Origin of the sequence: Pseudonocardia sp. ICBG1293 (assembly GCF_020131355.1) — a bacterium.
GTDB lineage: Bacteria > Actinomycetota > Actinomycetes > Mycobacteriales > Pseudonocardiaceae > Pseudonocardia.
In genome coordinates, this window is the sequence record NZ_JAHLEL010000014.1 from 131,654 (window position 1) to 149,408 (window position 17,755).

The 17,755-nt window shown below is 75.1% G+C and carries 17 protein-coding genes and 1 riboswitch; of the genes, 8 read left to right on the forward strand and 9 right to left on the reverse strand.

The window, feature by feature from the left end:
- Positions 1 to 8 precede the first annotated feature (8 nt).
- The 4 genes from KPF47_RS39960 to recQ all read right to left on the reverse strand — a co-directional run bounded on the left by KPF47_RS39960 (position 9) and on the right by recQ (position 4,614).
- Positions 9 to 1,265: an alpha/beta hydrolase gene (locus KPF47_RS39960; RefSeq protein WP_224388032.1), complete on the reverse strand. Its 1,257-nt coding sequence runs from the start codon at positions 1,263 to 1,265 to the stop codon at positions 9 to 11.
- Positions 1,266 to 1,340: 75 nt separating this feature from the next.
- Complete coding sequence (locus KPF47_RS08920) at positions 1,341 to 1,943, reverse strand: DinB family protein (RefSeq protein WP_224388489.1); 603 nt, start codon at positions 1,941 to 1,943, stop codon at positions 1,341 to 1,343.
- A gap of 83 nt (positions 1,944 to 2,026) precedes the next feature.
- On the reverse strand, positions 2,027 to 2,791 hold the full coding sequence (locus KPF47_RS08925; protein ID WP_224388033.1) for a gamma-glutamyl-gamma-aminobutyrate hydrolase family protein: 765 nt from the start codon (positions 2,789 to 2,791) through the stop codon (positions 2,027 to 2,029).
- Positions 2,788 to 4,614, reverse strand: coding sequence for a DNA helicase RecQ (recQ, locus tag KPF47_RS08930; RefSeq protein ID WP_224388491.1), 1,827 nt, complete (start codon positions 4,612 to 4,614; stop codon positions 2,788 to 2,790). The genes KPF47_RS08925 and recQ overlap by 4 nt, the downstream gene beginning before the upstream one ends.
- Before the next feature lie 352 nt (positions 4,615 to 4,966).
- Between recQ and fgd the strand changes: the two genes are divergently transcribed.
- Together fgd and KPF47_RS08940 are read left to right on the forward strand one after the other, a co-directional pair.
- Positions 4,967 to 5,971: a glucose-6-phosphate dehydrogenase (coenzyme-F420) gene (gene fgd, locus KPF47_RS08935; RefSeq protein ID WP_224388034.1), complete on the forward strand. Its 1,005-nt coding sequence runs from the start codon at positions 4,967 to 4,969 to the stop codon at positions 5,969 to 5,971.
- On the forward strand, positions 5,968 to 6,747 hold the full coding sequence (locus KPF47_RS08940; RefSeq protein WP_224388035.1) for an enoyl-CoA hydratase/isomerase family protein: 780 nt from the start codon (positions 5,968 to 5,970) through the stop codon (positions 6,745 to 6,747). Before fgd ends, KPF47_RS08940 begins: the two co-directional genes overlap by 4 nt.
- A gap of 65 nt (positions 6,748 to 6,812) precedes the next feature.
- Here KPF47_RS08940 and KPF47_RS08945 read toward each other — a convergent pair whose 3' ends face one another.
- The 4 genes from KPF47_RS08945 to KPF47_RS08960 all read right to left on the reverse strand — a co-directional run bounded on the left by KPF47_RS08945 (position 6,813) and on the right by KPF47_RS08960 (position 10,584).
- Positions 6,813 to 7,682, reverse strand: coding sequence for a BTAD domain-containing putative transcriptional regulator (locus KPF47_RS08945; RefSeq protein ID WP_224388036.1), 870 nt, complete (start codon positions 7,680 to 7,682; stop codon positions 6,813 to 6,815).
- 216 nt (positions 7,683 to 7,898) lie between these two features.
- Entirely contained in the window at positions 7,899 to 8,849 is a 951-nt protein-coding gene (locus KPF47_RS39965) for an ATP-binding protein (protein ID WP_224388037.1), read from the reverse strand.
- Complete coding sequence (locus KPF47_RS08955) at positions 8,846 to 9,763, reverse strand: MEDS domain-containing protein (protein WP_224388038.1); 918 nt, start codon at positions 9,761 to 9,763, stop codon at positions 8,846 to 8,848. Before KPF47_RS08955 ends, KPF47_RS39965 begins: the two co-directional genes overlap by 4 nt.
- Before the next feature lie 293 nt (positions 9,764 to 10,056).
- Complete coding sequence (locus KPF47_RS08960) at positions 10,057 to 10,584, reverse strand: OsmC family protein (RefSeq protein WP_224388039.1); 528 nt, start codon at positions 10,582 to 10,584, stop codon at positions 10,057 to 10,059.
- A gap of 63 nt (positions 10,585 to 10,647) precedes the next feature.
- On the opposite strand from KPF47_RS08960, the gene KPF47_RS08965 reads away from it, so the two are divergent.
- From KPF47_RS08965 to KPF47_RS08985, 5 genes are all read left to right on the forward strand, one after another.
- Positions 10,648 to 11,412 carry a CDP-alcohol phosphatidyltransferase family protein gene (locus tag KPF47_RS08965; protein ID WP_224388040.1) on the forward strand — a complete coding sequence of 255 codons (765 nt, stop codon included), beginning with the start codon at positions 10,648 to 10,650 and terminating at the stop codon, positions 11,410 to 11,412.
- Between the two features lie 10 nt (positions 11,413 to 11,422).
- Positions 11,423 to 11,815: a glycine cleavage system protein GcvH gene (gene gcvH / locus KPF47_RS08970; RefSeq protein ID WP_224388041.1), complete on the forward strand. Its 393-nt coding sequence runs from the start codon at positions 11,423 to 11,425 to the stop codon at positions 11,813 to 11,815.
- Positions 11,816 to 11,998: 183 nt separating this feature from the next.
- Complete coding sequence (gene garA / locus KPF47_RS08975) at positions 11,999 to 12,451, forward strand: glycogen accumulation regulator GarA (protein ID WP_224388042.1); 453 nt, start codon at positions 11,999 to 12,001, stop codon at positions 12,449 to 12,451.
- 383 nt (positions 12,452 to 12,834) lie between these two features.
- The gene (locus KPF47_RS08980) at positions 12,835 to 13,311 is read left to right on the forward strand and encodes a bifunctional nuclease family protein (RefSeq protein WP_010224693.1); all 477 of its coding nucleotides are present in this window, start codon (positions 12,835 to 12,837) and stop codon (positions 13,309 to 13,311) included.
- 272 nt (positions 13,312 to 13,583) lie between these two features.
- Positions 13,584 to 14,162 (forward strand): MerR family transcriptional regulator, encoded by a 579-nt coding sequence (locus tag KPF47_RS08985; RefSeq protein ID WP_208623102.1) that lies wholly within the window; start codon positions 13,584 to 13,586, stop codon positions 14,160 to 14,162.
- 24 nt (positions 14,163 to 14,186) lie between these two features.
- Here KPF47_RS08985 and KPF47_RS08990 read toward each other — a convergent pair whose 3' ends face one another.
- On the reverse strand, positions 14,187 to 14,486 hold the full coding sequence (locus KPF47_RS08990; RefSeq protein ID WP_224388043.1) for a YiaA/YiaB family inner membrane protein: 300 nt from the start codon (positions 14,484 to 14,486) through the stop codon (positions 14,187 to 14,189).
- Positions 14,487 to 14,558: 72 nt separating this feature from the next.
- A riboswitch (glycine riboswitch) is annotated at positions 14,559 to 14,654 on the forward strand.
- A gap of 166 nt (positions 14,655 to 14,820) precedes the next feature.
- Between KPF47_RS08990 and gcvP the strand changes: the two genes are divergently transcribed.
- Positions 14,821 to 17,712 carry an aminomethyl-transferring glycine dehydrogenase gene (gene gcvP, locus KPF47_RS08995; RefSeq protein ID WP_224388044.1) on the forward strand — a complete coding sequence of 964 codons (2,892 nt, stop codon included), beginning with the start codon at positions 14,821 to 14,823 and terminating at the stop codon, positions 17,710 to 17,712.
- Positions 17,713 to 17,755: the final 43 nt, after the last annotated feature.

The following is a 17,755-nucleotide window of genomic DNA, read 5'->3' on the forward strand; positions in this document are numbered from 1 at the left end:
GACGCGCCCTAGCGCACCCAGCGGTCGAACCAGGACAGCAGCGCGGCCCGCTGCAGCTCGGTGCCCGGGGTGCGGGTCCCGAGCCCGTCCCCGGCACCGTGCTCCAGTCCGGGCAGCTGCAGGTAGCGGGTCGGGACGCCGAGCCCGGCGGTCGCGGCGGCGAAGCGGGCCACCGGGTCCGCCGGGACGAGGTGGTCCGCCGAGCCCTGCACGACCAGCGTCGGGGGTGAGTCGGGCCGGGCGTGGGTGAGGGAGTCGGTGAACGCGTAGCGCTGCGGGAACCGCTCCGGCGGCCCGCCGACGTAGGTGGCGCCGACCTCGCGCCCGATCGCCGAGAACGGCTCGGTGGCCGTCAGGTCGACCGCCGGGTACATCCCGGCGACCGCCCGCACCCGGGGCAGCGCGGCGCGGTCCCCGCAGGTGGGGACCAGGGTCCCGGCCCGGTCGAGGTAGCCGGCGTTGACCGCCAGGTTGCCGCCGGCCGACTCACCGAGGACCCCGACCCGCGACGGGTCCAGCCCGAGCCCCGGCCCGGCGGTGCCGACCCAGGTGAGCGCGCAGCCGACGTCGCCGACCTGGGTGTCCCAGTTCTGCCGCTGCGGGGTCGCGAGCCGGTAGTCGACGTCGACGACGGCGTACCCGGCGTCGGCGAGGAACCGGTTGTAGGGCGACGGCCCGCGCGAACCCTGCACGAAGCCGCCGCCGTGCACCCGCACCAGCACCGGGGCGGGTCCGGCGCCGGGCCGGGGCAGGTAGAGGTCGGCGAGCAGCGGGGTACCGCCCGGGGCACCGAACTCGACGGTGCGGTCCGGCCCGGGCGCGGCGGTCGGGACAGGGGAGGCCGGGGAGAACGGGTGCAGCCCGCCCCCGTCGCGGGCGACGGTCACCACGAGCGCGGTGTGGGTGCCCGCGGCGACCAGCGCGGCGGCGACCGTGGCGGCGACCAGCACCGACCCGGCCCGGCGGCGGGCGGACAGGGCGCGCGCCCCGGCCGCGGCGGCCACCCCGAGCAGCGCCAGGACCACGTTCCACACGCCGAGCCCGTCGCGCAGCGACCCCAGGACGATCAGCGCCCCCTGCGAGGTCGTGTGCGCCAGCAGCGGTCCCCACCAGCCGACCGGGGCCAGGGCCAGTGCCTGGGCGAGGACCGTCCACACCAGTACGACGACGGCCGCCGCCGTGAGCAGCGACGCCGACACCGCCGCCGCCCGTCGTGGCCGCCGGGTCGCCGGTGGCTCCGCCGTCGTGGCCGCGTCCTGTCCCACCGCTGCCTCCGGTCCTCGGTCGCGCCGTCGATCGCCGTGTGCGACAGCAGTATGCGCCCGGGGCGGTCGGGGTGCTCAGCCGCGGGCGCGGTACAGGTCCCGCAGCAGCGCGATCTCCGCCCCGTGGTGGAGGACCTCGCGGTGGATGTGCAGCACCAGTGTCGCCAGCGGCGCCGCCGCGTACGGACCCTCCGCCGGACCGCACGGCCGGGCCAGGCCGGCGTCGCCGAGGGCGGCGACGCCGGCGGTCCAGCGGGCGTACTCGGCGTCCAGCGCGTCCAGCGCCGCCGCCGCGGTGCCGGGGTAGTCGTAGGAGTAGTAGTCGGTCGCCGGACCGCCGAAGTGCGCGTGCGAGCGCATCGCGAACACCCCGACCAGCACGTGCCCGATCCGCCAGGCGATCGTCGTGACCGGGGGCGGCTCCGGGGTCGGGAAGGCGAAGTCGATCACCCAGTCGCCGGACCCGGCTCCCGGCGGGGTCACCGACCCCCCGCGGGGGCGCACGCCCCAGCAGCCGGGAACCGGCTCCCAGTGGTACTCCTCGTCGCCGAGCCCGGCCAGCCGCGGGCGCAGCGCGGTCTCCCAGTGGAAGGTCAGCTGCGCGAGCAGCTCGGCGTTCCAGTCGATGCTCGTCCCCGTGTCCGTCACGGCCCGCAGTCTGGCCCCCGACCCGGACATCCGCTGTCCGCGGTCCCACCCGCCCTCCGGAACCCACACCGGTTGCTCCGGGTGCGGAAGCCGGACGGCGGGTGGGATCCGGGTCAGCCCGCGACGCGGTCCGGCCGGACGACGCGGTCGCGGGCGCGGCCCGCCGCGGCGACCAGGGCGCGGGCCAGGCGCAGGTCCGCGGCGTCGCGCTCGGGATGGGACTGGACGCCGAGCACCCACGGCTCGTCCGGGCCGCCGTCCGGGTCGGCCCACTCCAGCGCCTCGACCACCGCACCGGCCCGGGCGGACACCCGCAGTCCGGGGGCGACCCGGTCCACCCCCTGGTGGTGGTGGCACCGGACCGTCACCGGGCCCGGCCCCAGGATCTGCGCGGCGCGGGTCCCCGGCTCGGTGCGGACCGGCACCGGCGCGTACACCCCCGGTCCGGCCGCGTGCGCCGCGGCGACCTCGCGGCCCACGACGTCGGGCAGGTGCTGGTGCAGCGTCCCGCCGAGCGCCACGTTCAGCAGCTGGTGCCCGCGGCACACCCCCAGCACCGGGATGCCGCGACCCAGCGCCCGGTGCAGCGCGGCCAGGTCGGCGGCGTCGCGCTCGGTGCGCGGCGGGTCGGTGTGCGCGCCGGGCTCGTGCCCGTAGCGGGCCGGGTCGACGTCCGGGCCGCCGGTCACGAGCAGCCCGTCCAGCGCGTCGACCGCCCCGGCCGCGCCGTCCACCGGCGCGAGCAGCACCGGGACCCCGCCCGCGGCCAGCACCATGTCGACGTAGCTGCGGGGGACCAGCACGACGTCGTCGTCGCGCATGATCCAGTAGTCGGCCCGCTCGGCGTAGCAGCTGATCCCGATCAGCGGCGGCCTCACGAGCCCGCCCCGTGCAGCACGTCGATCACCTGGTCGCCGTACCGGGCGAGCTTGCCCTCGCCGATCCCGGAGATCGTGCCCAGCGCCGCCCGGTCGGCGGGGGAGCGCGTCGCGATCTCCCGCAGCGTCGCGTCGTGGAAGATCACGTAGGCCGGGACGCCCTGCTCCTTGGCCGTCGCCGCCCGCCACGCCCGGAGCCGCTCGAACACCGGAGCGAGCTCGGCCGGCATGTCCACCGCGGGCTTCGACCCGCCCCGCGACCGCGACGCGCGCGCGGCCCGCTCGGGCTCGGTGCGCAGCATGACCGTCTGCTCGCCGCGCATCGCGGCCGGGGACTCGTCGGTGAACCGCAGCGTCGAGTAGTTCCCGCCCACGGTGAGCAGCCCGCGTGCGACCAGCTGGCGCAGCACGTTGCGCCAGGCGACGTCGGTCAGCTCGGTCCCGACCCCGAACACCGACAGCTCGTGGTGGCGGTGCTGGTCGACCTTCGGGGTGCGCTTGCCGAGCAGGATGTCGACGACCTGCCCGGCGCCGAACTCCTGGTTGCGCTCCTTCTTCAGCCGCCACACCGTCGACAGCACCTTCTGCGCCGCGACGGTGCCGTCCCAGGACGACACCGGGGTCAGGCAGGTGTCGCAGTTGCCGCAGGTCTCCGCGTCCGGCTTCTGCCCGAAGTAGCGCAGCAGCTGGGCCCGGCGGCACTCGGTGGTCTCGCACAGCGCGAGCATCGCGTCGAGGTGCTGGGCCAGCCGGCGCTTGTGCGCGGCGTCGCCCTCGCCGTCGTCGATCATCTTCCGCTGCTGCACGACGTCGGCGAGCCCGTAGGCCAGCCACGCGGTCGAGGGCTCCCCGTCGCGCCCGGCGCGGCCGGTCTCCTGGTAGTAGCCCTCCACGGACTTCGGCAGGTCGAGGTGGGCGACGAACCGGACGTCGGGCTTGTCGATGCCCATGCCGAACGCGATCGTGGCGCACATGACCAGGCCGTCCTCGCGCAGGAACCGGGACTGGTTCTCCCGGCGCACCGCCGCGTCGAGCCCCGCGTGGTAGGGCAGCGCCCGGATCCCCTGCGCGGTGAGGAACTCCGCGGTCTCCTCGACCTTGCGCCGCGAGAGGCAGTAGACGATGCCCGCGTCCCCGGCTTGCTCGGCACGCAGCAGCTCCAGCAGCTGGCGGCGCGGCTCGTTCTTCGCGACGATCCGGTACGCGATGTTGGGCCGGTCGAAGCTCGCGACGAAGTGCCGCGCCCCGGTCAGCTCCAGGCGCTGGGCGATCTCGGTGCGGGTCGCGTCGGTCGCGGTCGCGGTCAGGGCGATCCGGGGGACGTCCGGCCAGCGCTTCGGCAGCTCCGACAGCAGCAGGTAGTCGGGCCGGAAGTCGTGCCCCCACTGCGCGACGCAGTGCGCCTCGTCGATCGCGAACAGCGCGATCCGGCCCCGCTCCAGCAGTCGCACGGTGGACTCGACCCGCAGCCGCTCCGGCGCGAGGTAGAGCAGGTCCAGCTCGCCCGCGAGGAACTCCTGCTCGGTGAGGCGGCGCTCGTCGGCGTCCTGGGTGGAGTTGAGGAACCCGGCCCGCACGCCGAGCGCGCGCAGCGCGTCGACCTGGTCCTGCATCAGCGCGATCAGCGGCGACACCACGACCCCGGTACCGGGCCGGGCCAGCGCCGGGACCTGGTAGCACAGCGACTTGCCGCCACCGGTCGGCATGAGCACCAGCGCGTCCCCGCCGCCGACGACCTGTTCCACGATGGCCTGCTGCTCGCCGCGGAACGCGTCGTAGCCGAAGACCCGGCGCAGGATCTCGTGCGGGTCGCTGCTGTGCACCCGCTCCGGGACCGGGGCCCGCTCGGGCACGCCCCGGTCGGGGGAGGGCTCCCAGGCGTCCTCCGGCGGGGGTTCGTGCCACCCGTCGTCCTCGGGCTCGGGCGGGAGCGGGATCTCGTCCGGGTCAGAGGCGTCGAACACGTCGTCGATCGTACGAGCCCGCCCGCGGCCGCCCCGCCCGGCACACGCGTCGGGGCACCGCGGGCCGCGTCCGGTGCGTGGCCCCGGTCACCGCCCGGGTGTCGGGGGTGCCGCGGGGCTGCGCCGGACGGCCCCGGGGTGTAGCAAGTCCAGCAGGACCATCGGCGTTCGCAGACCGGGCGCCGGGCGACCATGCGAGAAGGACGGATCCGTGGATCTGAAGATCGGGTACAAGGCGTCGGCCGAGCAGTTCGGCCCCCGCGACCTCGTCGAGTACGCGGTGCTCGCCGAGGAGCTGGGGCTGGACAGCGTCTGGGCCTCGGACCACTTCCTGCCCTGGCGGCACGAGGGCGGGCACGCCCCGGCCGCGCTGCCGTGGATGGCGGCGGTGGGGGAGCGCACGACGCGGGTGCAGATCGGCACCTCGGTGCTGACCCCGACGTTCCGCTACAACCCGGCGGTGCTGGCCCAGGAGTTCGCCACGATGGCGCTGCTCACCGGCAACCGGGTCGCGCTCGGCGTCGGCACCGGGGAGGCGCTCAACGAGATCGCGGTCTCCGGGCGGGAGTGGCCGGAGTTCAAGGAACGCTTCGCCCGGCTGCGCGAGGCCGTCAAGATGATGCGCGCGCTGTGGACCGAGGAGTCGGTCAGCGCCGAGGGCGAGTACTACACCTTCGTCGACGCGATGATCTACGACCGGCCCGAGCAGCCGGTACCGATCTACGTCGCCGCGGGCGGCCCGATGGTCGCGCGGTTCGCCGGCCGCTTCGGCGACGGGTTCATCTGCACCTCGGGCAAGGGCATGGAGCTCTACACCGACAAGCTGATCCCGGCGGTCGAGGAGGGCGCGGGCAAGGCCGACCGCGACGCCGCCGGCATCGACCGGATGATCGAGATCAAGATCAGCTACGACCGCGACCCCGACGCGGCCCGGGAGAACACCCGGTTCTGGGCGCCGCTGTCGCTGACCGCCGACCAGAAGAACTCGGTCGAGTCCTCGCAGGAGATGGAGCGCCTCGCCGACGAGCTGCCGATCGAACAGGTCGTGAAGCGCTGGATCGTCGCGTCCGACCCCGACGAGGCCGTCGCGCAGATCAAGCCCTACCTCGACGCGGGCCTGAACCACCTGGTCGTGCACGGCCCCGGCCACGACCAGCGCCGGTTCCTGGAGCAGTTCACGACCGACGTCGCACCGAAGCTGCGGGAGCTCGCGTGAGTGCCGCGACGAGCGCTCCCGTGCTCACCCGCGACGGGCGGGTGCTGCGCTGCCGGATCTCGACCGGCCGCCACGGCACCCTCGACGGTGCCGCGATGGGCGAGGTCACCGAGGCGCTGCTGTCCCTCGACCCGGCCGAGACCGGGGCGGTGCTCCTGCACGGCGACGGCGAGAACTTCTGCACCGGTGGCGACGTCCGCGCCTTCGCCGGCGCCGAGGACCGCTACGCCTACGTGCACGGCCTCGCCGACACCTTCCACTCGATGCTGCGCCCGCTGGCCGCCTCGCCGGTGCCCACGGTCGCGGCGGTGCCCGGCTGGGCCGCCGGGGCGGGGATGAGCATCGCGCTGGCCTGCGACCTCGCCGTCGGCGGGACCTCGACCCGGATGCGCCCCGCCTACCCGGGGATCGGGTTCTCCCCGGACGGCGGGATGACCTGGACGCTGCCGCGGCTGATCGGTGCCGCGCGGGCGCGGCGGGTCCTGCTCACCGACGAGGTGCTGGAGGCCGAGGTGCTGGCCGAGCTGGGGCTGCTCGCCTCGGTCGTCGACGACGACCGGGTCGCCGACGAGGCCACCGCCCTCGCGCACCGGCTGGCCCAGGGCCCGACGGCGGCACTGGGCCGCATCCGCGGGCTGCTGAGCGACACCGGGGACCGCGGGCTGGACGCGCAGCTGGCCGCCGAGGCGGACGCGATCGCGACCTGCGCCGCGGGTCCGGAGGGCGGCGAGGGGCTGGCCGCGTTCGGCGAGAAGCGCCGCCCCCGGTTCCACTAGGCACCGCACGACACAGGGGGCGCGACCGGTCCGGTCGCGCCCCCTGTGCGTGGTGTGGTGGCCGCTCAGCGACCGCTGGCCGGGCTCCCCGCGACGACGCGGCGCGACCGCTGCGACCCGCGGCCGGCACCGGGCATCCCCACCGCGGAGCGCTGCGCCGGCCGGTGCAGGCCGGGGCCGAGCGGCCAGCCCGCGTCGAGCGGGGCGAGCAGGCGGTCCAGCTCGGAGTCCGGGGTGGCGCCGACGCTGTTGCGCAGCAGCCGCTGGAACTCGTCGTACTCGGCGAGGGCGTCGGCGACGCGCCCGCCGGCGAGCAGCGCCTCGACCAGGGCGCGACGCGACCGTTCGCGGCTCGGCGCGGTGGCCACGGCGCGGCGGGCGACCGCGACGGCGTCGTCGTGCCGGTCGGCGGCGGTGAGGGTGCCGGCCAGACCCTCCAGCGCGGAGAGCCGCAGCTGGCGGAACCGCTCGCGCTCCACGGCGATCCACGGCGCGGTCCACGACGGGAGGATGTCGGCCTCCAGCAGCGCGGTCTCCGGGGCGCCGATCTCGCGCACGGTGCGCAGCATGCTGGGGGCGGACAGCCCGCGGATCAGGAGCATGGCCTCGGTGAGGTCGACGACCACGTCGTCACCGAGCTGCAGCCTGCCGAGGTGGTCGGCGTCCAGCAGGCCCGGCACGTCCACCCCGGCCACGGCCTCGTCGAGCAGCCGGGCCGCGGGCACCGGCCCGACGCCGGGCCACAGGGTCGCGGCCAGCGCGGCGGTCGGCTGCGCGCGCCGGTGCACGGCGAGGTAGGCGACCAGGCGACGGGAGTCGACGGGCAGCGGGACGGCGCGGTCACCCGCGCGCAGCCCGAACGAGCCCAGGACCCGCACGTGCGGGGCGGAGGTGGGAGTGCTCTGCTCACTGGATCGACAGTGATCGTCGGACATGGCCGTTTCCCCGGATCGGTCGTGGCGTGCGGCCCGCGGTCGGCCCCGCACGGAGCCGGCGCGCCGGGCGGGAGGGCCTCGGATCGCGGAGCGGGCACAGCGGAACCGCACCGACACGGACGGCGGGCGGCGTCTCCGTGTGGTGTCGTGGCACGAGGATAGCCCAGCGACGCCCACGGTGTGGGATCCGGGTACGGCCGGATCGTGAGATCGGCCTCAGGCCCGCGAGAGCAGCCGGACGTGGGTGCCGTCGGGGGCGCGCCAGACGTGCAGGCTGTCGCAGAGCTGGCGGGCGATCCAGGTGCCGCGCCCACGGGCCTGCGAGGGGTGCGGCGGCGCGAGCCCGATCAGCGGCAGCGCGATGGCACCGCTGTCCTGGACCTCGCAGACCAGCTCGCCGTCGCGCGCCCACACCGACAGGCCCGCCTCCGGCGACCCGTGCTCGACGGCGTCGGTGGCGACCTCGTTGACCGCCTGCACCATGTCCTCGCCACGGGTGGTGTCGAACCGGCACACCCGGGCCGCCTCCTCGACGGCGTCGCGCACGCGGGACAGCTCGAAGGTGTTGTAGGACAGCGTCACGTCCGGCGGCCCGAGCAGGTGCGGCGGTGCGATCGGGAACGCCGCCAGCACCTCGGCGGGCGGGCGGTGCCGCGGGTTCTCGGTGAGCCCCGAGGCCTGCAGCCGCAGCGGGTGGCTGGCCACCGCGGACTCGCCGACCGCCCCGTGCAGCGGCAGCCGCGGGTAGGCGCACACCTGCAGCACCGGCAGCCCGGCGAGGGAGATGTTGAGCGCGGCCTCCAGCTCGACCCAGAAGCCGCCGTCGACCCCGTCGAGGTCGGGGTCGTGGGCGCCGACCACGAGCACCGGACGGCCCGAGGACGTCAGCGCCCGCAGCTCCCGGGCCCGCCAGGCGGCGCCGGTCTGTCCGGACTCCCGGGCCGAGCCGGTCAGCGAGGTCAGCCTGCCGAGCTCGACCTCGTCGCCGAGCTCGTCGCGCAGCGCACGCTCCAGGGGCACGGGCAGGTCCAGGGCGATCCGGGCGCCGGTGTCCCTGGCCGCGGCCCGGGCGGCCGGGGCGACGGCGGTGACCAGCTCCACCGGGTCGTCGGCGTGCACCAGGGCGTGCCGGAAGCCGGGCGGACGGGGTGCGGCGTTGACCTTCACCGGTGCTGTCCTCCCGGGTGCACGACCCCGGGGGCCGGCGGGTGGTCGTCGAACACGAGCTGGGGCGAGAACGCCGCGCCGCAGCGTTCGAGCACGCGCAGGACCCGCGGGCGCACCCGGTGCAGCACCAGCCGGTGGGTGGCCGGGAAGCCCTCGGCGGCGTGCACCAGCGCGACGGCGGTGGCGACGTCGACGAACCGCACCGAGCCCAGGTCCAGGCCGATGTCGGTGGCCGCGTCCGCGGAGCGCAGCGCGGCGTCCAGTGCCGAGTGCAGCAGTGAGGTGATCTTCGTGCGGTTGCTGTGGTCGACCTCGCCGGCCAGCCGCGCGTGCCCGGTGCCCAGGCGCACGATCCGGAGCAGCCCGTCGTCGTAGGCGGTGGAGCAGGGCACGTGGTCGCGGTGCAGCGCCCGCATGATGTCGATCTGCTCGGCCGGGAAGTGCTCGGCGTCGTAGGTGCACAGCGCGGTCAGGTCGCCCGCGCTCTCCCGCACGAGCCGGGCCAGCAGGCCGTCGTACTCGGGGAGCGTCCCGGCGGCGCCCGGGTCGAGCACCGAGTGCATCTGGCCGGTCATCCGGGTGCCGTGCCAGCCGAGCTCGCGCGAGCGGCGGACCTCGTCGGACATCCCGGCGTGCACCTGGGCCAGCGGGGTGCGGAAGGTCCGGCGGGTGTGTTCGGCGGGCAGGATCTCGAGCTGGCCACGGAGGAGCGGCCCCTCGACCTCGACGTCGTCCTCGACCAGCCGCCGGAGCAGGACGTCCGCGGCGCCGTCGTCGTCGAAGTAGAGGATGCGCTCGCCCCGCTCGAGCCCGTGCGCGACGTAGACGGCGGCGATCTCGCCGAGGTGTTCGGTGCTGTCCGGGACCGCGCACACGTGATCGCCGGACGTCAGCGCGTCCGCCAGCTTGATCACGTCTCACCTGCCGCGCGCACCCGCCACCGCACGTCGCGGCGCCGGGCACACCCCGTCACGAACTCCTGGACGGATCAACCGTACGGAGGGCCCCGGCGGCGGCCCGAGCCCCCGGAGCGGCCGGGGCGCCGAACCGACGGTGACGCGCGACGAGCGGATCGCCACCGGCGGGCGATCGGACGGCCCCGGCCCGGTCGGAGCAGCGCGCAGCGCCGTTCGGCGCTGTCGCGCAGCCGCCGGACGGTGGCGGACCCCGGGGACGGGGTGGCCGCCGTCCGGCGCGGGAGGGCCGGTCAGGCCGCCGGGTGGACCGCGACCGAGGTGGTGGCGCTGCCCTGGATCGTCTGCAGGACCACGCAGTACCGCTCGGTCAGCTTGACCAGGCTCGCGACCTTGTCCTCGGCCGCGGGGGCGTCCCCGTCGCGGATGTCGACGTCGAAGGACAGCCGGATCTCGCGGAAGCCGACCGGCGCGTCCTTGGCGACGCCGAGGGTGCCGCGGAAGTCGAGGTCGCCCTCGGCCCGCACGGCGCCCTGCACGTCGAGCTCCAGCGCGGTCGCGACCGCGCGCAGGGTCACCCCGGCACAGGCCACCAGCGCCTCCAGCAGCATGTCGCCCGAGCACAGCTGGGTGCCGTCGCCACCGGTCGCCGGGTGCAGCCCCGCCTCGGCCATCGCCTGGCCGGTGGAGACCTTGCAGGCGACACCCGATCCGAGCTCGCCGTCCGCCTTGAGGGTGATCACCGCGGACTCCGGGTCGTCGCGGTACTGCTGCTTGAGCGGGGCCTGGATGTCACGCAGGGAGATGTTGGTGTCGGTCATGTCCCCATCCTCACCCCGGCGGGGCACCCCGCACATCCCGACCCGACGACTAGGGTGCGCGGTGTGGGCGGGGAGAGCGACACCGGACGGGCGGCAGCGGTGCGCCGCAGCGCCCGCGAGGCCGCCGACTCGGTGCGCGAGGCCCGCGACACCGTCCGGGACACGGTGCGCGGCACCGTCCGCGGCTCGGTCCACGACACCGTCGGCCCGCCCACCGACGACGACCGGCTCTGGACCGTGCCGAACGCGCTCAGCATGCTCCGTCTCGCCGGGGTCCCGCTGTTCCTGTGGCTGATGCTCGGCCCGGAGGCCGACGGCTGGGCCGTCGCGGTGCTGGCGATCGGCGGGTTCACCGACTGGCTCGACGGCAAGCTCGCCCGGGTCCTGGACCAGTTCAGCCGGTTCGGCGCCATGCTCGACCCGGCCGTGGACCGCCTCTACATCCTGGCCGCACTGGTCGGGCTGGCGGCGCGCGACATCGTGCCGTGGTGGGCGGTGGCCGCCCTGGTCGCGCGCGACGTGGTGCTCGCGGTCTGCGTGTTCGTGCTGCGGCACCGGGGCTACGGGCCCTTCGAGGTGGTCTACCTCGGCAAGGCCGCCACCTTCGTGCTGCTGTACGCCTTCCCGCTGCTGCTGCTCGGCGACGGTCCCTCGGCCGCGGAGGCGGTCGTCGGCGTGGTCGCCTACGCCTTCGCCATCTGGGGCGTGGCCCTGTACCTGTGGTCGGGGCTGCTGTACCTGGCCCAGTTCCGGCTGGCCCTGCGCCGCCCGGCGCCGGGCGTCCCGGCCCCGGCGACCCGGTTCGATCACGGTGGCGCCGGGGGCTAGGCTCGCCGGCGTGAGCTCGGAGATTCCGTCGGACCTGTCCTACACCGAGGCCCACGAGTGGGTGCGCCGCAGCGGGGACGGGGTGGTCCGGGTCGGCATCACCGACCACGCCCAGTCCCAGCTCGGCGACGTCGTCTTCGTGCAGCTGCCGGCCGTCGGTGACACCCTCGCCGCGGGCGACGCCATGGGCGAGGTCGAGTCGACCAAGTCCGTGTCGGACATCTACGCCCCGGTCGGCGGGGAGGTCGTGGCCGTGAACGACGGGCTCGACGCCGGCCCGGAGCTGGTGAACTCCGCGCCCTACGGCGACGGGTGGATCGTGGAGATCCGTCTGGCCGAGGGGGCCTCGCTCGACGGTCTCCTCGACGCCGACGCCTACCGCCAGCTGGCCGACGGCGCCTGAGCCGGCCCGCCCGCCGCACCACGCGGCACGGCACGCCGACCTCCGTATCGCCCCGGTCGCTCCGACCGGTAGGTTCACATCCCCTGGACGTGCCGTCCGGGACGGACCGGAACCCCGGCCCGGCACAGCCCTGACCGCCCGGACGCCGTCCGGGTACCGCATCCGCGAGGAGGAGTCCCCGAGGTGACCACGAACGACCCGCGCGACGTGCCACCGGAGCGCGCACCGGAGACCACGTCGGTCTTCCGGGCGGACTTCCTCGCCGACGTCGAGCAGCCGGCCGCCGAGCCCGCCGTCTCGGGTGTCGACGGGCTGCCCGCCGGGTCGGCGCTGCTCGTCGTCCGGCGCGGTCCGAACGCCGGCTCGCGCTTCCTGCTGGACGTGCCGACCACCAGTGCCGGCCGGCACCCCGACAGCGACATCTTTCTCGACGACGTCACCGTCTCCCGGCGGCACGCGGAGTTCCGCCGCGACGCCGGCGAGTTCGTCGTCGTCGACGTCGGCAGCCTCAACGGCACCTACGTCAACCGTGAGCCGGTGGACACCGCGGTGCTCGCCAACGGCGACGAGGTGCAGATCGGCAAGTTCCGCCTGGTGTTCCTGACCGGGCCCCGCGAGCCCGGCGTACAGGGCTGATCCCGGGTCCGTGCGACGGCGCCGCCGGCGCCGTGCGCGGACCCCGCGGACGACCGACCCGTCGCGGTCGGGGAGTGCTCCGGCACCCCCTGGCGCGGCGGGTCGTCCGCATGTCGCGATCCGGTGGGTGTCGAGCCGACACGCCGTGGGCGACGGGCGTGTGACGATCGTCGAACGGACCCCGTCACTCCCCGTCCGGAGGCGCGCGTCGGGGCTCCCTGCCGTGTAGCGTCATCAGGTGTCGGTGGCAGTGCGGTGGCAACGGCTCGGAGTCCTCCGGGTCCGGTCGCACGGGTCAGCGCGAGCAAGGCGATCAGGGCGGCCGGGGTGGCGTGTCCACCCGGGTGGCCCGACAGGCCCGACAGGGCCGGGGAGGCGGGCTGATGAGCGAGATGCGCGTCGTGGGCGTTCGGGTCGAACTTCCGGCGAACCAGCCGATCCTGCTGCTGCGGGAGACGAACGGCGACCGATACCTCCCGATCTGGATCGGATCGGTGGAGGCGACGGCGATCGCCCTGGAGCAGCAGGGGGTCAAGCCGGCACGCCCGCTGACCCACGACCTGCTCAAGGACGTGATCGGAGCTCTCGGGCGGCGGCTCGAGCAGGTGCGGGTCACCGACCTGCAGGAGGGCACCTTCTACGCCGAGCTGATCTTCGACGGCGGCGTCACGGTGTCCGCGCGGCCGAGTGACTCGATCGCGCTGGCGCTGCGGACCGGGGTCCCGGTGCACGCCGACGAGAGCGTGCTCGCCGAGGCGGGCCTGGTCATCCCCGACGAGCAGGAGGACGAGGTCGAGAAGTTCCGCGAGTTCCTCGACTCGGTGTCGCCGGAGGACTTCCGCGGGGCCCAGCCCGGCTGACTCCGTCCGGGTGACCACCACCGTCACCCGGCGGTGCCGACCCGCCCCGTCCGACGACCGTTCGCCGACGTCACCGACCGTTCGGCGGCCGTACACCCCGAGAGCCCGGCAACCCGGGCGGGTGTCCGGTACGCCCGGGTCGGCGAGCCGCGTTGACCACCCCGGCCGCTGGGCCTACCGTCATCACGACTGATGACATCCGTGGAACTCATCCACTACCCAGAGTCACATGGTAGGGGAGGGCCACGGTCCCGACCGAGGGAGACCGCGCGGTGCAGACGCCACCACCCGAGGGGCCGGGCCAGGGAGAGCTGTTCCCGGACCCGCTCGTCGGTGAGGGGCTCGACGGGGTGACCGACCGCCTGGTCGGCTTCCGCGGGCCCACCGCGTGCCAGGTCGTCGGCATCACCTACCGGCAGCTGGACTACTGGGCCCGCACCGGGCTGGTCGTCCCGTCCATCCGCGGCGCCGCCGGGTCGGGCAGCCAGCGGCTGTACTCGTTCAAGGACGTCCTGGTCCTCAAGATCGTCAAGCGCCTGCTCGACGCCGGTGTCTCGCTGCAGAACATCCGGATCGCCGTCGAGCACCTGCGTCGGCGCGGCATCCGTGACCTCGCCGGGATCACCCTGTTCTCCGACGGCACCACCGTCTACGAGTGCACCTCCCCGGAGGAGGTCGTCGACCTGCTGCAGGGCGGGCAGGGCGTGTTCGGCATCGCCGTCTCGGGTGCGATGCGCGAGATCTCCGGAGTGATCAAGGACTTCCCGGCCGAACGGGCCGACGGCGGCACCGTGGACGAGGCCCCCGAGGACGAGCTGGCCCGCCGCCGGGCCCGGCGCGCGATCTCCTGACCCGACCGGCTCCGGCGTGGCCGGTCAGGCCACCGACCGGAACGGGTCGTGCTCGGCCAGCAGCTTGTCCATCCGGGCCTGGTCGACCCGGTTGACCACGGTCAGGCTCTCCTGGCGGTCGCGGACGCACTTCGCGAGGGTGAACGCCGAGGTGATCGCGTACAGCACGGCGATCGCCAGGAACGCCTTCACCCACCCGTCGACGGGCAGGTAGACGGTCCCCACCACGACGGCGGCGAGCGACACTCCGAAGGACAGCATCGCCTGCGTGTGGAACGCGGCGGTGGTCGCCGGCGTGGTGTGCGGGGCGCTGGTGTTCGACATGGCACGAGTGTGACGGGGCGGCGCAGACCGCGACGCCGCAGAACTACGCAGGTAGTCTGGCCGGGCAGTCGTCGACGCCGTGCGGGAGAGCCCCGGGGAACCAGCCCGGGCGCCGAAGGAGCAAACCCCTTCCCGGAATCTCTCAGGCACACGGACCGCGCGGTCGAGGCGCCTCTGGAAAGCGACGGGCCGCCCGCAGCCGCGGGACCCGTCCGCCGACGGGGAAAGCCGGAAGCCTCCGGTGAATCTCTCAGGCGCCCGGTCTCCGGGTACGGACAGAGGGGGAGGGGCGCAGTGCCCTGCCCCGATCCGTCCGTCGAACCCCGGAGGCGCCGTGAGCCCGACGTCCGAGCACCGTCCCACCCTCGCCGAGCTGGAGCGGGGGCTCCCGTTCGCCGAGCGCCACATCGGGCCCCGCCCCGGTGACCTGGCGCAGATGCTGGAGGTGCTGGGCGTCGACTCCCTCGACGCACTCGCCGCCCGCGCCCTGCCCGACACCATCCGCGACGCCGAGCCGGTCGGGTCCTCGCTGCCCGCGCCGGTGGGCGAGGCGGAGATGCTCGCCGAGCTGCGCGAGCTGGCCGGGCGCAACACCGTCACCGTCCCGATGATCGGGTTCGGCTACCACGGCACCCGCACGCCGTCGGTGATCCGCCGGAACGTGCTGGAGAACCCGGCCTGGTACACCGCGTACACGCCCTACCAGCCGGAGATCAGCCAGGGCAGGCTCGAGGCGCTGCTGACCTTCCAGACGATGGTGTCCGACCTGACCGGGCTGCCGGTCGCCGGCGCCTCGCTGCTCGACGAGGCCACCGCCGCCGCCGAGGCGATGACGCTGCTGCGCCGGGCGAACCGGTCGACCAGCGCGCGCTTCGTCGTCGACGCCGACACCCTGCCCCAGACCCTCGAGGTGCTGCGGACCCGCGCCGAGCCGTTGGGCATCGAGCTGGTCGTCGCGGACCTGACCGACGGCGTGCTGCCCGAGGGCGAGTTCTTCGGCCTGCTGCTGTCCTACCCGGGGGCGTCGGGCCGGGTCGCCGACCCCGCGGCGGTGATCGAGGCCGCGCACGGCCGCGGTGCGCTCGTCGCCGTCGCGGCGGACCTGCTCGCGCTGACCCTGCTCACCCCGCCCGGGGAGCTCGGCGCGGACGCCGCGGTCGGTTCCACCCAGCGCTTCGGGGTGCCGCTCGGCTTCGGCGGGCCGCACGCCGGCTACCTGTCCGTCGGGCAGCGCCACGCCCGGCAGCTACCGGGGCGCCTGGTCGGGGTTTCCCGCGACGCCGACGGCCACTACGCCCTGCGGCTGGCCCTGCAGACCCGCGAGCAGCACATCCGCCGGGAGAAGGCCACCTCCAACATCTGCACCGCGCAGGTGCTGCTCGCGGTCATGGCCGCCTGCTACGGCGTCCACCACGGCCCGGAGGGGCTGCGCGACATCGCGACCCGTACCCACCGGATGGCCGCGGTGCTCGCCGCCGGTCTGCGCTCCGGCGGGGTGGAGGTCGTGCACGACACGTTCTTCGACTCCGTACTGGCCCGGGTCCCCGGCCGTGCCGACGCCGTGGTCGCCGCCGCGCACGAGGCCGGGATCGCGCTGCGCGGCGCCGGCCGGGACGAGGTCGGCGTCGCCACCTCGGAGATCACCACCACCGCGCACCTGCACGCCGTGTGGGCCGCGTTCGGCGTGACCGGGGTGGACGTGGACGCGCTCGACGCGGACACCGCCGACGCGCTGCCCGCCGAGCTGGTGCGCACCAGCGAGTACCTCACGCACCCGACGTTCCACGAGTTCCGGTCCGAGACCGCGCTGATGCGCTGGCTGCGCCGCCTGGCCGACGCCGACCTCGCGCTGGACCGCACGATGATCCCGCTGGGCTCGTGCACGATGAAGCTCAACGCCGCCGCCGAGATGGAGGCGGTGACCTGGCCGCAGTTCGCCGACCTGCACCCGCTGGCGCCGGAGTCCGACACCGCCGGGACCCGGGAGCTGATCGGCCAGCTGGAGACGTGGCTGGCCGACCTCACCGGCTACGCCGCGGTGTCCCTGCAGCCCAACGCGGGCAGCCAGGGCGAGCTCGCCGGGCTGCTCGCGATCGCCGCCTACCACCGCAGCCGGGGCGCGACCGACCGTGACGTGTGCCTGATCCCGGCCTCGGCGCACGGCACCAACGCCGCCTCGGCGATCATGGCCGGGATGCGGGTGGTCGTCGTCGGGACCGCACCGGGCGGGGACGTCGACCTCGACGACCTGCACGCGAAGATCACCGAGCACGGGGACCGGCTGGCCGCGCTGATGATCACCTACCCGTCGACGCACGGTGTCTACGAGGCCGGCGTACGGGACGTGTGTGCCGCCGTGCACGACGCGGGCGGCCAGGTCTACGTCGACGGCGCCAACCTCAACGCGCTGGTCGGGGTCGCCCGCCCCGGCGCCTTCGGTGGCGATGTCAGCCACCTCAACCTGCACAAGACCTTCTGCATCCCGCACGGTGGCGGTGGCCCCGGGGTCGGGCCGGTCGCGGTGGCCGAGCACCTGGCGCCGTTCCTGCCCGGACGCACACCGGTGTCCGACGGCGGGGTCGGTGCGGTCTCGGCCGCCCGGTACGGCTCGCCGGGGGTCCTGCCGATCTCCTGGGCCTACGTGCGGATGATGGGCCTGGACGGGATGCGCCGCGCCACGCTCACCGCGGTCGCGGCCGCCAACTACGTCGCCACCCGGCTGCGCGAGCACTTCCCGGTGCTCTACGCGGGCGCCGGCGGCACGGTCGCCCACGAGTGCATCCTCGACCTGCGGACCCTCACCAAGGAGACCGGGGTGACCGTGGACGACGTGGCCAAGCGGCTGATCGACCACGGCATCCACGCCCCGACCATGTCCTTCCCGGTCGCCGGGACGCTCATGGTCGAGCCGACCGAGTCCGAGGACCTGGCCGAGATCGAGCGGTTCGTGGCCGCGATGGTGTCGATCCGTGGCGAGATCGACCGGGTCGCGGCGGGGGAGTGGCCCGCCGAGGACAACCCGCTGCGGAACGCACCGCACACCGCGGCCTGCCTGGCCGACGACAAGTGGGACCACCCCTACCCGCGGGAGCTGGCGGCCTACCCGACCGGGGTGACCCCGGGCGTGCACGACCGCAAGGTGTGGCCGCCGGTGCGCCGGATCGACGGTGCCCACGGCGACCGGAACCTGGTCTGCTCCTGCCCCCCGCCGGAGGCCTTCGCGTAGGGCCCACCGGCCCGCCGGGATCCTGTCCGGACAGGGCGGGGAC

Coding starts and splice junctions, on each gene's coding strand:
- KPF47_RS08920 (WP_224388489.1), bottom strand. CDS start 1,943: ATGTCCGGGTCGGGGGCCAGACTGCGGGCCGTGACGGACACGGGGACG.
- KPF47_RS08945 (WP_224388036.1), bottom strand. CDS start 7,682: ATGTCCGACGATCACTGTCGATCCAGTGAGCAGAGCACTCCCACCTCC.
- KPF47_RS08960 (WP_224388039.1), bottom strand. CDS start 10,584: ATGACCGACACCAACATCTCCCTGCGTGACATCCAGGCCCCGCTCAAG.
- KPF47_RS08980 (WP_010224693.1), top strand. CDS start 12,835: ATGAGCGAGATGCGCGTCGTGGGCGTTCGGGTCGAACTTCCGGCGAAC.
- KPF47_RS08990 (WP_224388043.1), bottom strand. CDS start 14,486: ATGTCGAACACCAGCGCCCCGCACACCACGCCGGCGACCACCGCCGCG.